12 protein-coding genes are annotated in these 14,495 nt (G+C 38.8%); 3 read left to right on the top strand and 9 right to left on the bottom strand.

Going from position 1 to position 14,495, the window contains the following annotated elements:
* Positions 1-3 precede the first annotated feature (3 nt).
* From ACYU0V_RS07160 to amvA, 5 genes are all read right to left on the bottom strand, one after another.
* Positions 4-156 (bottom strand): hypothetical protein, encoded by a 153-nt coding sequence (locus ACYU0V_RS07160; protein ID WP_417890558.1) that lies wholly within the window; start codon positions 154-156, stop codon positions 4-6.
* 145 nt (positions 157-301) lie between these two features.
* Complete coding sequence (locus ACYU0V_RS07155) at positions 302-2,455, bottom strand: DNA polymerase III subunit gamma/tau (protein ID WP_461849571.1); 2,154 nt, start codon at positions 2,453-2,455, stop codon at positions 302-304.
* A 123-nt stretch (positions 2,456-2,578) separates the two neighbouring features.
* Positions 2,579-3,193 (bottom strand): metalloprotease secretion chaperone CpaB, encoded by a 615-nt coding sequence (gene cpaB / locus ACYU0V_RS07150; RefSeq protein WP_000739695.1) that lies wholly within the window; start codon positions 3,191-3,193, stop codon positions 2,579-2,581.
* Positions 3,194-3,215: 22 nt separating this feature from the next.
* Entirely contained in the window at positions 3,216-4,997 is a 1,782-nt protein-coding gene (gene cpaA, locus ACYU0V_RS07145; protein ID WP_461849570.1) for a metalloendopeptidase CpaA, read from the bottom strand.
* Between the two features lie 256 nt (positions 4,998-5,253).
* Entirely contained in the window at positions 5,254-6,732 is a 1,479-nt protein-coding gene (amvA, locus tag ACYU0V_RS07140) for a multidrug efflux MFS transporter AmvA (RefSeq protein ID WP_461849568.1), read from the bottom strand.
* 125 nt (positions 6,733-6,857) lie between these two features.
* Here amvA and ACYU0V_RS07135 point away from each other — a divergent pair, with 125 nt between their 5' ends.
* The gene (locus ACYU0V_RS07135; protein ID WP_262739983.1) at positions 6,858-7,436 is read left to right on the top strand and encodes a TetR family transcriptional regulator; all 579 of its coding nucleotides are present in this window, start codon (positions 6,858-6,860) and stop codon (positions 7,434-7,436) included.
* A 47-nt stretch (positions 7,437-7,483) separates the two neighbouring features.
* On the opposite strand, the gene ACYU0V_RS07130 is transcribed toward ACYU0V_RS07135, so the two are convergent.
* The 3 genes from ACYU0V_RS07130 to ACYU0V_RS07120 form a co-directional block, all read right to left on the bottom strand.
* Positions 7,484-8,743 (bottom strand): serine hydrolase domain-containing protein, encoded by a 1,260-nt coding sequence (locus tag ACYU0V_RS07130; protein ID WP_461849566.1) that lies wholly within the window; start codon positions 8,741-8,743, stop codon positions 7,484-7,486.
* Positions 8,744-8,814: 71 nt separating this feature from the next.
* Positions 8,815-9,669 carry a MaoC family dehydratase gene (locus ACYU0V_RS07125; protein ID WP_202744449.1) on the bottom strand — a complete coding sequence of 285 codons (855 nt, stop codon included), beginning with the start codon at positions 9,667-9,669 and terminating at the stop codon, positions 8,815-8,817.
* A gap of 74 nt (positions 9,670-9,743) precedes the next feature.
* Complete coding sequence (locus ACYU0V_RS07120) at positions 9,744-11,135, bottom strand: 3-oxoacyl-ACP reductase (protein ID WP_461849564.1); 1,392 nt, start codon at positions 11,133-11,135, stop codon at positions 9,744-9,746.
* 235 nt (positions 11,136-11,370) lie between these two features.
* Here ACYU0V_RS07120 and ACYU0V_RS07115 point away from each other — a divergent pair, with 235 nt between their 5' ends.
* Positions 11,371-12,939 carry an acetyl-CoA C-acetyltransferase gene (locus ACYU0V_RS07115; RefSeq protein WP_057062874.1) on the top strand — a complete coding sequence of 523 codons (1,569 nt, stop codon included), beginning with the start codon at positions 11,371-11,373 and terminating at the stop codon, positions 12,937-12,939.
* A 64-nt stretch (positions 12,940-13,003) separates the two neighbouring features.
* Here ACYU0V_RS07115 and aceI read toward each other — a convergent pair whose 3' ends face one another.
* A complete protein-coding gene (gene aceI / locus ACYU0V_RS07110; protein ID WP_068562773.1) occupies positions 13,004-13,438 on the bottom strand; it encodes a chlorhexidine efflux PACE transporter AceI in 435 nt (144 codons plus the stop codon).
* Positions 13,439-13,528: 90 nt separating this feature from the next.
* On the opposite strand from aceI, the gene aceR reads away from it, so the two are divergent.
* Positions 13,529-14,422, top strand: a complete 894-nt coding sequence (aceR, locus tag ACYU0V_RS07105; RefSeq protein WP_068556951.1) for an HTH-type transcriptional regulator AceR — start codon at positions 13,529-13,531, stop codon at positions 14,420-14,422.
* Positions 14,423-14,495: the final 73 nt, after the last annotated feature.

Raw genomic sequence — 14,495 nt, 5'->3', positions numbered from 1 at the left:
AGTTTATGGAGCACAGCGCATTACAGGCTTTTTACCTGTATCTGGTGTATTTGAATTATCATTTGCCGAGTCGTTACAACCACTCAGCAGAATCGCGCCGATTAATAAAAAATATGAATATTTAAAACTATTTATTCCAGTGTATTGCCTTTTCATGACGATATATAGTCCATTTAAAATCTAAAATGGCTAACATAGAAAAGTACAATGACAGTGACATGACCCAAATATTTCAATCCAGTGAAAAATATGAAAAGTCTATTATTTTCATATTCTGCACCAGATCAAAAATCAGATGAATTTAAGGCTTTAATTGAATATTTTGTAGTTCGCCATCAAAAGTTTCTATGAGACTCTTAATAACTGGCTGTTGCTGTAATAGCTCAACTGCTCTATGAAAGGCTTTTTCTTTACGTGCACTTTGAATGGTATAGGGGGTAGATGTATTCAAAGCACCATATTCAACTGTAAATTGAGTATTCGGCCATTGCTCATTTAATGCATCAATAAGGCCTTGTTGTAATTGGGTCAGCATATTTTCATATTCTTGAGGAATATGGAAAATAGTATTACCACCAATTTCACCAGTCATCACACCATGTTGAGCAAGTTCTTGAACGGCTGGGGAAAGCTGACTATTTCTAAACCAATATTCCCACTTTTCAAGTGTCCACTCGCCTTCTAAAACTTGAGCAGAAAGCTTCAAAATATCCTGAGGCATCAATTGCGCGTTATCAGTTGCACTAGACTCTTTGATAACTGTAGCAGTTTCAACAACCACTTCGGCTTGCACCAATGTTTGCTGCTCAATAACAGATTCAGAAACCAAATCATGAGTTACAGGTGCATCTTGACCCAGAGAAAATTCAGTATCAGATGTTTCAAACAAACCTTGCGGCTCAGCAGTAAATGTTGGCTCAGATTCAGTTTGTTTGGCTTGGGTTTCAGCCTGAACATGTACTGCCTTTTGTTCTGGTACTGGAATGAAATCTTCCTCTAGAACACTAATCGTTTCTTGAACAGGTACTGACTCAAGCCCAATCAGCTCATGATGGTTTGGGTCAAATACCATTAAATCCTGATTAGACTGCGGTTCAGGTTCAGGTTCAGGTTCAGGTTCAGGTTCAGGTTCAGGTTCAGGTTCAGGTTCAGGTTCAGGTTCAGGTTCAGGTTCAGGTTCAGGTTCAGGTTCAGGTTCAGGTTCAGGTTCAGGTTCAGGTTCAACCATAGCGGGTTGGCTAATAACTTCAACAGGCTGAACAGTACTTACAGGTGTAATCTCCTGAGCAGTTTGCTGAACTTGTTGATTTAGCCCTACCACTGCTTGCTCATTTTGTTGAACAGGCTCTGAAACTAAAATTTCATTTGGTGCTAAAGGACGGAAAGCCAATAAGCGTAAAATACACATTTCAAAACCTTGCTCTTGCGTTACGGCAAGTTGCAAGTCTGAACGGCCTTTACATGCGATTTGATAGTAAAGCTGCAAATCTTGAGCAGAAATTAACTTAGAAAGTTGAAGAATTTTGGCATTAATTTCTTCACTATACTTTAAGCCAAGCTCTGGTAAATACTGTAATAAAGCTAACTCATGTAATGTTGAAATGAGCTGATCAAGCACTAACGATACATCTAAGGCTTGATATCTAAATTGGAGTAATAACTGACTCACTTTTTCACGTTGGTTTTGATGAACCGCTAAAATCAAATCATAAATGATCGTACGGTCAATCAAGCCAAGCATTTCTTTCACATCTTGGTGATGTATAGAACCCTGGCCATAAGCTATAGCTTGGTCAGTTAATGATAGCGCATCACGCAGCGAACCCTGAGCAGATTCAGCAATTTGCCAAATTGCATCTTGATCAGCAGTAATCTGTTCTTTTTCAAGAATAGCGCCAAGGTGTTTGGTAATTTCATCTACCGCTAAAGGTCGTAAAGTAAATTGTAAACAACGTGAAATAACCGTAATTGGTAGCTTTTGCGGATCAGTCGTTGCAAATAGAAACTTAACGTGTTCTGGTGGTTCTTCTAGTGTTTTTAATAACGCATTAAAAGAATGCGTAGAAAGCATATGTACTTCGTCAATCAGGTAAACTTTAAAACGACCTTGCGTTGGCGCATAAGGAACATTATCTAAAAGTTCACGCGTATCTTCTACTTTTGTTCTTGAAGCAGCATCAATTTCGATTAAATCAATAAAACGGCCTTCATTTACCGCCTTGCAGGTTGCACAGACTTCACATGGTGTAGCAGTCACACCTGTTTCACAGTTCAAACACTTGGCTAAAATACGGGCGATTGTAGTTTTACCTACACCACGCGTTCCTGTAAATAAATAAGCATGGTGAAGACGACCGCGTTCCAATGCACTACTTAATGCACGAGAAACATGGTTTTGTCCCACTAACTCATTGAAATTACGTGGACGGTATTTTCTAGCAAGTACTTGATACATGTATGCTCCTTGTTACAGGCATAAGCATACTTTGTTTTTAAAAGAGTGTGAACGCATAAAGCTCATATCCGTACAGATAAACTGCGAACTGACTTCTTTTCCCTACCAAAATCATTTATTCCTCTATGGATGATCATGATGTAACTCCTGATCTGTAACACCCTCATCCATAGTTTGCACCAACCCGACACCATCTTTAATTTCAGCTGAATAATTTCCTTTCTCGGTAAAAATTTGCATGATTGTATAGTGGTCTTTTTGACTTTGAGTAATAGTAAAAAAATTCTGGTTCGGATCGCCTTGGTCAAATCTACCAGTCCATCGAACAATATCCTGATCAACAGGTTCGATCTCTACAATTTTCCCTGTACGATTAATGCCATATTCCAACATCTGAAATTTAACAGTGTCCCCGACTTTTTTAAGTTCGATCACATTTGGATCATATTTAATGACCATACCTTTAGCATTTTTAAGCAGGGGAAAATTAGCTTTAGAATGCAATTGATCTTTTTCTATTTCATTAAAAACAATTTGTTGCTGAGACAACCTTTCTTTTTCTGACGGACTCAAATTCAGAATATTTTGACTCTCTATCATTTTTGCCCCAGATTGTTGCCGACTTTCTGGAGAGAACGTTAAAGCAGAAGAACTTTGCTGTGAAAAAGCAAACCAGACTAAAACTGCTAACGCCACACAAGCGATAGCAGTTCCTATTAACAACTTATTTTTCTTCATTATTTACAGCTAAAAATAGAGATTAGTTATATAGAGAAATTTTTTGTGCGTTCAGGTTAATCACACTAACCGCATCAATTTTTCCTTCTTCACCCAAACGAACACCATATTTAGGATTGTAAAGGTATGGACTAGAATAAAAATTAATATTATTGCCACCCATTGCAGTACTACCTAAGGGATGAGCAAAACCTGAACCAATATTGGTTGAACCATTATGGTACAGGCCAAGATTGTGCCCGACTTCATGACGCATAGCTGCAAAAGAACAACCTGCAATATCATTTGCACCAATCATGTTATATGCAGAAGCATTAATCCAAGCCCAGCCACAACCGCCATCCCCTGGTTCATTACCTTGATAATAAACACCGTCTGCCAATACACGTTTACGCTCATTCTGTACCGTCGTGTCATCTCGTCCAGTCGAGATTGCTTCTTTTAAAGTAGTAGCTGGGATTTTATAAGTTAAATAGCCCACATCTCTTAAGTAAAAACGTGCATTTGAATTTTCAGCGGTTAAGTTTGTTAAATTTACGCCTTCAATCATTCTAAGTTTTGCTGCACTCTCACCTAAAATTGAGTTTACTTCTGGGCTAGAAACCAACAACATATCAATTGTATAACTATCTACTGTCCAACCTTGAGCGGTGTAGATAAAACGGCGGTTTTCACCATTTTTAATTGCTGTCGACAAACCATTAGCAGCATTAATATAGGTGTCGGCCGATGCATTCGACACAATAACCACCTTATCTCCGACTTGAGCTTGAGCTGGTAGCTGCAAGGTCGGCTGCCAATTGGATGTAGACAGTTTTACCTTTAAAGTGGGTTGGGTCATATTCGGTAAAATTGCAGGAATTGTTGCCGTTGAATCAATCACTTTTGTTGGTGAAGAGATGAGCTGCCAATAGCCTTTGTCGCTTATATACATAAACTCATATTGATCACCTGTTTTAAGGGTTAAGGTCGCTTGGCTATTAACATTGGTATTATTAATTTTTGCAGACCAAGTTGCAGTAGACTTGATAATAATCCTATCCCGATCATTTGCAGTGGTAGGTAAAGTGAAATTAGAAACCCAATTTCCATCTCCAAATGCAATTTCGGTAAGTGGGTTATTTACTGCTGCTAAAGATGTTCCAATTTGCTGAACATTTAGCTTCTGAGGTTTTATATATTCTGGCACCCATTTTCCTAAAGCAGAATAATATTTAAACCAATATTCAGAACCATTTTTTAATGTAAAACTGCTCGGGAATAGTAAGTTGGTTTTATCAATATCCGAACTTACACTTGCTGTAGAAACAACTTGTACGGTTGTTCCGTCACGCACATCACTTGGTAAAGCAATGGTTTGTGCCCATTTGCCATCTTGAATAAGTACTTTTTGCATGGTTGCAGTCGTTAACGGTATTAACTCATAGTTAGCCCCAGTAGTAGGACTAACCGTTGCTAGCTGAGCAATCCATTTATTTTGACTGCTATTAAAAATGAATTGATAGATATCTCCGCTATTTATCTTCAACACTTCTAACGGAATATTCGTATTAGAGGTGTCTAAATAACTACTATAAGCAGCACTAGAACGAATTGTAATTTTGTCTGAATTATTAGCATTTGTTGGTAAAGTGAGGTTTTTGACCCAATTCCCATTAGCTAAAGAAAACTCTAAATCTGAATAACCCGTCGGAATTGATCCACTATTATTATTCTGATTTGGTGAGAGTACGGTTGCAGCATATACAAGTGAAGATGCAACAATTGCACCAATAATAAGTGATGTTTTTAATTTAAAATTCACAATAGCCTCTTTTATTTGTTTTTAGATTTTCGAATAGCAGGTTAACAAACCATTTTTTTGCAGTCAATTTTCAAATCATTAATTTTTTATTAAATTTCAATAAGATGATGTTTGAATCATTTTGAAATAAAAACATGAAATTTATTAAATAATAGTTTGTTTATGAGAATTAAATAACTAAATTGAATATAAAGAAAATATTAAAAAGACATTTGAGGGTAAAAAGAAAGATAAATCTCTCTTTTTACCCTTTATTTTAGTTTACTTTCTTAGGAAAACTAAACCAGACAAATACAGTTAACAGGAAGAAACAAATGGCTGAGATAGTAAGCACCCAACTATGTGCATAGCTAAAAGCTTGCTGCGCAACCGCAACTAATTGCTCTCCTAAAGGTTTTTCAAGGTTAGACGCTAATTGCATGGTTTCTCCAATCGAGATACTCGCTTTTTCAATTAAGTCCGTTGGGAGCTGTTCTGGCAAAATAATTGAACGACTATAAAACCAAGATAACATTAACCCGAAAATAGCGACGCCCAAACCAGCACCAAGCTCATAGGCCATACCTTCAATCGCACCTGCTGCACTTGCTTTTTGTGGTGGAACAGATGACATAATCGCAGCAGTTGAAGCCAGTAAGGCAATCTCAATACTAAAGCCTAAAAAGACCATACACGTCCACGCTAAAAAGTGATCGGTCGAAAAGTTAAGCTGAGCAAGCCCCCATAGACTAAATCCACTTATTAAAATACCAACAGTAGAAACAAGTCTAAGTCCCCATTTATTTAAACAGATTCCGGCTAATGGACCACCTAAACTAATCGCGATCATAAATGGAATAATAAACATGGCTGCCTGTAATGGAGAAAACCCATGCACAAACTGCAACTCTTGAGACAAGAGTAATTCAAAACCAACCAAAGCAATCATGGAAACAACTGCCATCACAATGCTGGTAGAAATCACTGGATGTTTAAACAATTCCAGATCAATCATTGGCGTCGTAGCTCTTTTTTGGCTTCGAATGAAGTGGATTAAAGTACTTATGCCTACCACAAACATCACGACTGTAAGTACCGAGAAGTTATACATCGCCGATTTGATTGAATAGATCAGGCTTAAAATGGCTACAACCAAGATTAAAGCTTGTCCTAAATTAATTGGCTGATCAGTCTTCTGTTGTTGTTTAGGAATGATCATTACAATCATAACCAGAACCACTAAAATAATCGGGATATTGATAAGGAATACTGCTCCCCAATGGAAGTGTTCCAACACAAATCCACCCACTAATGGACCAAAAGCTGCTCCGCCACCACCCACTGTAGACCAAAGACCAAGTGCAAAATTTCTCTGCTTTTCTTCGGTAAAGGCATTACGGATGCCGGATAAAGTGGCAGGAATAAGCATCGCTGCCCCTAGCCCTAAGACAGCACGAGAAGCAATTAAGGCATAGGCAGTTGGAGAAAAAGCCGCAGCTAACGAACCAACACCAAAAACTGCTGTTCCAATAAATAATAATTTTTTAAAGCCAATACGATCACCGAGTGCACCCATCGGTAAAATCAAACCCGCCATAATCAGTGAATAAATATCAATGACCCATAAAAGCTGATTGGCAGTTAAATTTAATGCTGCACTTAAAGATGGTGTTGCAACATGCATCACCGTTGCATCAATCGTAACGGGTAAATAAATAAGGACGATAATTGTCAGGATTAACCATTTTTTTTGCATAACGCTCTTCAATATCCAAAACTTGGACATGTGTTCAAATCATGGTTATTATATACACAATTGGACACTTGTCCAACTTTTAGTTTTAATGTAATTTGTGTCGAATTCAGTCAGGTGAAAGAAACATGGCCTATCTTAATCGCGATCAACGCAGAGAAATGATTCTGCAAGCTGCCATGCAAGTTGCTTTGGCTGAAGGTTTTACTGCCATGACGGTACGTAGAATCGCAACGGAAGCACAAACCTCAACCGGACAAGTTCATCACCATTTCTCTTCGGCATCTCATTTAAAAGCTGAAGCTTTTTTAAAGCTGATGGAACAGCTTGATGAAATTGAAAAAACCCTAGAAACAACTAGCCAATTTCAAAGGGTCTTCATCCTATTGGGCGCAGAAAACATCGACAGACTTCAGCCCTACTTACGTTTATGGAATGAAGCTGAACTCTTGATTGAGCAAGATGTTGAAATACAAAAAGCGTATAACCTTGCCATGCAAAGTTGGCATGAAACAATTGTGCAAGCGATTGAGTGTGGACAAAAAGAAGGCGAATTTAAAAATAGATCAAATTCCACAGACATTGCATGGCGACTCATTGCTTTTGTTTGCGGCTTAGAAGGTATTTATAAACTTGGTTTACAAGGTTTAGCTGAGGAAGATTTCAAGCGCCATACCGAAGCGATTATTCGCCTAGAATTGTTATAAATGTATAAGCTGGCATTGATTAAAATGCCAGCTTTAAAATACTAAAATTAGAACCAGCCTTTACGACCTTTTAAAATTTGATCGGTACAACGTAAGGCTTCTTGAGTCAGCCCCCACAAACGATAATCGCCTGTGATTGAACCAATTTGGAAGTTATGGGTGTAAGCAAAGCTGAGGTCGCGCTCAGGGTCACACCATGCGCCTGAACCATTGTAACCAATGTGTCCAAAGCCATTTTTAGCGCGTTTACCCATGGTAATAATGCGGTGATAGCCTAAACGCCAATTCATCGGAATTGGCATAACACGATCACGTGCATAACTTTGAATGGTACTAAGCTCTTTAAATACTTCTGGGCGAATGATTTGCTGTCCGTCCCATTCACCTTGATTTGCCAGCATCGCATAAATTTTAGCAAGACTATTTGCAGTAAATGTGCCGTTTGCTGCTGGAATGACTGCTTGCAACCCCTCGTCACTAAAGAAACTAAGATGTTTCATTCCTTTTGGAATCATTGCATCTTGAAAATCTTGAGGGTCTTGTCCAGTCCAAGTAATCATTTTTTCAGAGAGTGAGCTCTTGCGCTTCTGTGGCTTTTTAGGTTTTTCAACTTGAGTAGACGCTGGTTTTTCTGGTTTTGGTTGAATTATTAAACGTGCTACACGTTCCAACTCATTTGCAGGCGTTCCAAAATATGCCCCATCTAACTGTAACGGTTCAACAAGATAATTGCGCATGAGTTGATCTAAAGATTGACCAGTTGCTTTTTCAAGTACACCACCCACAAGCCAACCAAATGTTAAAGCTTGATAAGCATTACTCTCTCCTGCAAGGAATCTTGGCTTAGTCGCCGCGACCACATCTAACATATGTGACCAGCCGAGCATTTCTCGCGCACTTTCGATGATATTTCGCACATCAAACATGCCGCTTTGATGGCTTAGCACATGACGCAATGTCATTTGCTCTTTTCCATTTTGAGCAAACTCAGGCCAATAAGTAGAAATTGGTTTGTCGTATTCTAAAAAACCTTCACTTACTAAAATATGCGCTAAAGTTGCAAGTATGCCCTTACCTGTAGAATAGCAAACTGCCAATGTATCAGGTTGCCAAGCTTCAGTTTGTGATTTTAGACCGGTGTAGATATCTACAACTTTCTGACCTCTAAAATAAACCGCTAAAGCAGCTCCACCTTGTCCCGTTCTAGCATCTTGAAGACGGCTAAACTGGTGTGCTAAATCAATAAAACGTTCATCCAAAATACCATGATAGTTATGGGTATCGGCCAGTAAAATCTCTTTAATCACATGAAGTTCCTTGCATTTTTTGTTATTTTGCTCAAAAGCAGCCCAAACCTCTGTTCAGGCTGCTGATATTTTTATAATGCTTTTACTGTTCCTGCAACATGCGGTTTTTGGGATTTCGCATTACGAATCAAGAAATCAGTCTTTTTATCTGTATTGGCAGTTAAAAACTCAACTTTTGATGGCAAGAACATTGGCAGCTTAAACCACACATCTGCTTCATAAGCATTTGGTAATTCAAGGTTTGCTAATGCTTTAGCTTTGCTCCACATACCATGCGCAATGGCTTGCTTAAAGCCAAATGCTTTTGCAGTAATGGCATGAATGTGAATTAAATTAAAATCACCAGACACTTTCGCATAACGGCGACCTGTGTTTTCTAAAATATTCCACTCTGCCTTTGGAACATAAACTGGTGCTTGTTCTTCTTTGGCTTTCTCACCTACTCTTTTCTCGACTTTTTGGCGAGATAAATAAGTCGTTAAACCTTCCATCACCACTTCATTGCCAACTTTTGCCGTGGTAATAAAGTCAAACTGAACACCTTTATCATGCGGTTTTAGTTCCCCAAACTTACATGACAGAGTGAGTTTTTCAGTTACACCAATTGGTCTGGTTTGTTTAATCTGGTTACGGATATGCACTAAACCTAAAATTGGAAATGGAAAGGCTTCTGCTGTCATCATGTGCATTTGCAAACTTTGAGAAAGCACCGCCAAATAAATTGCGGGTACAAAGCCATTATTTTGAAAGCCACATACTTCGTTATAAGCTTTGAGGTGATTCTGATCAATTTCTAAAGTATCTACCACATATTCAACTTGCGGTAATATTTTTGGACCTTTCGGCTTTTTAAAAATTAAACCTTGCACAACTTTTGGATAAGCCAATGCCGCTTTTGGTAGCTGGCTAAAATGACGAGTATTCATACCTAACCTTTTATAATTTATAGATTCTTGAATAAAAAAGGGATGCACAAGCACCCCTATTTAGCTAAAAGTGCTTAAGCGCCCAACAAGCTTTGACCACATACACGCACAACGTTGCCATTTACCCCTGTAGAAGCAGTTGATGCAAACCATGCAATCGTTTCTGCTACATCAACAGGTAAACCACCTTGTTGCATTGAGTTCATACGGCGACCAGCTTCGCGAATTGCAAATGGAATCGCAGCAGTCATTTGAGTCTCGATAAAACCAGGTGCTACTGCGTTAATGGTAATACCATTTTTTAAGATAGGCGCAGTAAATTTCACTAGACCAATCACACCAGCTTTTGACGCAGCATAGTTCGTTTGACCAAGGTTACCAGCAATACCACTAATTGATGATACACAAACAATACGGCCATTTGCATTTAGACCATCGTTTTCTAACAAGTAGTCATTTACACGTTCAGCAGCAGACAAGTTAATGTTAATTACCAAGTCCCAAAGCTCTGGCTTCATGTTTGCCAAAGTTTTGTCACGTGTAATACCTGCGTTATGAACAATAATATCTAACCCGCCTTGTTTTGCTGCAGCAGCTTTAATTTTTTCACCTGCATCGGCAGCTGTAATGTCGATTGCCAATGTAGAACCGCCAATGTCAGCAGCTACACGGTCAAGGTCAGCTTGTTGTTGTGGTACGTCTAGACAAATAACATGCGCACCGTCACGCGCCAACACATGTGCAATTGCCTCACCAATACCTCGGCTTGCACCAGTTACTAACGCAGTTTTACCAGCAAGCGGTTTTGCCCAATCAATATCAACTACATCTGCTTTAGATACACGAATCACTTGACCAGATACATAAGCCGAACGTGGAGAAAGCAAGAAACGTAGAGTTGATTCAAGGTTTGCAGCAGCACCGTCATCTACATAAACAACTTGAGCGGTAATACCCTTTTTAAATTCTTTACCTACAGATTTAATAAAGCCTTCAAGTGCGCGCTGAGCAATTGCTTGTTTTACAGTTTTTGCAGTTTCAGGAGTTGTACCAATCACAATCACTCGACCAGAAGTCGCAACTTGACGTGCAATCGGGTTAAAGAATTTATAAAGTTCATTTAACTGTTCTGAGTTTTGAATACCAGATGCATCAAATACAACTGCTTTGAATTTTGATTCTTTATCGCCTGCATTGAATGGACGTAAATTTAAACCAACTTTTGCAGCTTCTTGTTGCAAAGCAACGTTATTGCCTACATAGCTATCTGCATGAACATTGCTAAGTACTTGTGCAATCGCACCAGACAATACACTTGACGGCGCTGCGCCAACCAATACTGCACCATTCACTACTGGCTGAGCACTTTCAAAACGCTCTAATACAACTGGCGATGGTAAACCCAGATTTTTAACAACGAATTTACCAATAGGAGATTGTGTAAATGCTTGGTATTGATCAGTCATGATTATTATCTCTCAAAGAAATGAATTTTCTACGACAGGCTTCATTATGTTATGAGATGGATAGAAACAATATGAAAGCAGTCGTTCATTAGAGTTACTCCAAATCATACTTGACTTCATCTTTGGATGTCTTGACCTGAATGCTATCTACAATGTCATTCTAGTCAATACAGGTCTATTTGAATTGTGTTAAGGTAGCTTACAAGAATATCGTTATTATGCTTGGAAAAGCCTTATGAGCAAAACAACTCAAGAAAATCCAGCAGTCGAGAATTCTGCTCAGGAAAAAGTGTCAAATACATCAAAGTCGGCTTCTAACACGGCTAAGCGTAACAGCACTACTCCTAAAGCAGCAACTAATACATCAAAAACGACACGTACTCGTTCAACGACTGCACCTGCACGTAGCCCTCGTACCAAGAGCGCTGCTTCAGAAACCTCGTCTACATCTTCAAATGTAGCTGCAGCACCAAAAGCAACAAAAACCAAAACTTCTGTTCAACAGGATAAAACCATGAGCCAAAACACTGTTCGCCGCGTTGCAATTATTGGTGGCAACCGTATTCCATTTGCACGTTCAAATACTGCTTATTTCAAAGCGTCAAATTCTGACATGCTGACAGCAGCATTGAATGGTTTGGTTGAACGCTTTAACTTACAAGGTAAGCGTATTGGTGAAGTCGTTGCTGGTGCTGTGTTAAAACACAGCCGTGACTTTAATATGACTCGCGAAGTTGTATTGAGCACAGATCTTGCTCCTGAAACTCCTGCTTATGACATTCAAATTGCTTGTGGTACAGGTTTACAAGCAGCTTTTGTTGTTGCAAACAAAATTGCACTTGGTCAAATCGATGTAGGTATTGCAGGTGGTGTAGACACCACTTCTGATGCACCAATTGCTGTAGGTGATGGTTTACGTAAAGTTTTACTTGAACTCAATGTAGCTAAAACGGGTAAAGACCGTCTTAAAGCTTTAACAAAAATTGATTTTAAAAAGCTTCTTGATGCACCAAGCAATGGTGAACCACGTACTGGCCTTTCAATGGGTGAGCACCAAGCCATCACTGCTTTAGAATGGGGTATCACTCGCGAAGCACAAGATGAGTTAGCTGCTAGCAGCCATCAAAAACTTGCTGCTGCTTATGAGCGTGGTTTCTTTGATGACTTAATGACTCCATTCTTAGGTCTTAACCGTGACAACAACTTACGCGCAGACAGCACAGTTGAAAAACTTGCTAAATTGAAGCCAGTTTTCGGTAAAGGCGAAACTGCGACAATGACAGCTGGTAACTCAACTCCGTTAACTGACGGTGCTTCTGTTGTCTTGCTTGCTTCTGAAGAGTGGGCAAAAGAAAACGGTCATGAAGTTTTAGCTTACCTTTCTTTCTCTGAAACAGCAGCTGTTGACTTCATTGGTAAAAATGGCCCTAAAGAAGGCTTATTAATGGCTCCTGCCTATGCAGTACCTCGTATGCTTAAACGTGCGAATCTTAAACTTCAAGATTTTGATTTCTACGAAATTCATGAAGCATTCGCATCTCAAGTATTGTCTACATTGAAAGCTTGGGAAGATGAAAAATTCTGTAAAGAACGTCTTGGTTTAGATGCACCTTTGGGTTCAATTGACCGTTCTAAACTTAACGTAAATGGTTCATCTTTAGGTGCAGGCCATCCATTTGCTGCAACTGGTGGTCGTATCTTAGCAACTGCTGCTAAATTGATTAATCAAAAAGGTTCAGGTCGTGCATTAATCTCTATCTGTACAGCAGGTGGTGAAGGTGTGGTTGCGATTGTAGAAAAATAATTTCTATAACGCCCTAACAAAATAAGCACCCATTTGGGTGCTTATTTCATTTCAATATATTAGCTTAATGAAGTGATGCAGCTTTGGCATCTGGGAAAAATTTATCTTCAATATGGTCATAACACCACTGGAAAATAAAGGTATAAACCAAAATACATAAGGTTAAACCAATATCTAAAATAAGTGCATCAATGACAGTCATCTGGAGCATATATGCAATCATTGGTACAGTTGCAAGCAACAACCCACCTTCAAAACCAATCGCATGTAAAATCCGCACAGGGATCGTTCTTTCCCAATTATATTTATGCTCTACTTTTTCAAAATAGTGGTTAAAAATCATATTCCAGAAAACTGAAACCACTGCCATAAACACACCGAGTGTTCCTGTTACTTCCATCGGCATATCAAAAATAAAACTTAATGCAATCGCAATGATGACCAATAAAATTCCTTCATAACTGATTGCATGAATGAGTCTTCTCTTGGAAATCAACATTTTTAAATACTCAATAATAACTTGGATAATGTGCATTTTATTTTTATAATATTGATTAATCCAATCAGGTTCTTTCAGTTTTTTTGACAGATGAACATTAATCAAGAACAACTACTCATGTTTCAAGCCGTGATTGAGACCGGCTCTTTTTCTGCAGCAGCGCGTAAACTTGGCAAAGTTCCTTCGGCTGTAAGCATGTCTATTGCCAATTTAGAGATTGATCTGGACTTAACTCTATTCAACCGCAAAGGCCGCGAACCTATCCCTACTGACGAAGCACGGGTTTTATATGAAAAGACCTCTCAGCTTTTGATTGAGATGAACCAGTGGAAACAGCATGCCCACGCCTTAAGTACAGGGTTAGAAGCTAATTTAACTATTGTGATTGTGTCTGAACTTTTACACACCAATTGGACAGACTATATTTGTCTTCTAGAGAGCCGTTTTCCAGACCTACAAATTAATATTGTCTCTGCCCCTCAAGAAGATGCACTCCAAATGTTATTAGACGGGTCGGCCCAACTTGCACTGATGTTTGAACGCGAGCACCTAGATAACAGAGAACAATTTGTAGAGCTTAAACGTGAGGCCTTAATTCCAGTTATTTCAAACAACCATCCTTTAGCAAGCCAAAATCAGGTTTCTTATGAGCAGATCCTCACTACACGACAAATTGTAGTTGCAAGCCGAGATGAGACTTTAAAACCAGAATTACTTTTTTCGAAACATTATTGGCGCACCGATAACCACCACTCCGCTTGTTTAATGATCTTGCGCAATTTGGGTTGGGGTGTACTTCCTCAAGAAATGTTTAAAGAAAACCCAGAATTAAAAAATAAACTTAAAGTATTGGATTTATTAGATTTCACTCCCCGATTTGAATATTATGTCGACTTGGTATGGAGTCGAGAAAGTGAGCTTGGTGCCGCTGCTAGATTTTTGATTGAACATATCCGTAAGCAACGAATGCAACCACTGCCTTAAAAATATTTCAAATTAGATGCAGAACCTAAACGTTTTTCTTTGAAATATAACAATTGATATATCGACAGCATGA

The organism is Acinetobacter sp. X9 (assembly GCF_054889255.1).
Note: the sequence above shows the minus strand (reverse complement) of the source record. Positions and strands in the feature narration are given on the sequence as shown.

Coding starts and splice junctions, on each gene's coding strand:
- ACYU0V_RS07160 (WP_417890558.1), bottom strand. CDS start 156: ATGAAAAGGCAATACACTGGAATAAATAGTTTTAAATATTCATATTTT.
- ACYU0V_RS07155 (WP_461849571.1), bottom strand. CDS start 2,455: ATGTATCAAGTACTTGCTAGAAAATACCGTCCACGTAATTTCAATGAG.
- cpaB (WP_000739695.1), bottom strand. CDS start 3,193: ATGAAGAAAAATAAGTTGTTAATAGGAACTGCTATCGCTTGTGTGGCG.
- amvA (WP_461849568.1), bottom strand. CDS start 6,732: ATGCAAAAAAAATGGTTAATCCTGACAATTATCGTCCTTATTTATTTA.
- ACYU0V_RS07135 (WP_262739983.1), top strand. CDS start 6,858: ATGGCCTATCTTAATCGCGATCAACGCAGAGAAATGATTCTGCAAGCT.
- ACYU0V_RS07125 (WP_202744449.1), bottom strand. CDS start 9,669: ATGAATACTCGTCATTTTAGCCAGCTACCAAAAGCGGCATTGGCTTAT.
- ACYU0V_RS07120 (WP_461849564.1), bottom strand. CDS start 11,135: ATGACTGATCAATACCAAGCATTTACACAATCTCCTATTGGTAAATTC.
- ACYU0V_RS07115 (WP_057062874.1), top strand. CDS start 11,371: ATGAGCAAAACAACTCAAGAAAATCCAGCAGTCGAGAATTCTGCTCAG.
- aceI (WP_068562773.1), bottom strand. CDS start 13,438: ATGTTGATTTCCAAGAGAAGACTCATTCATGCAATCAGTTATGAAGGA.
- aceR (WP_068556951.1), top strand. CDS start 13,529: ATGAACATTAATCAAGAACAACTACTCATGTTTCAAGCCGTGATTGAG.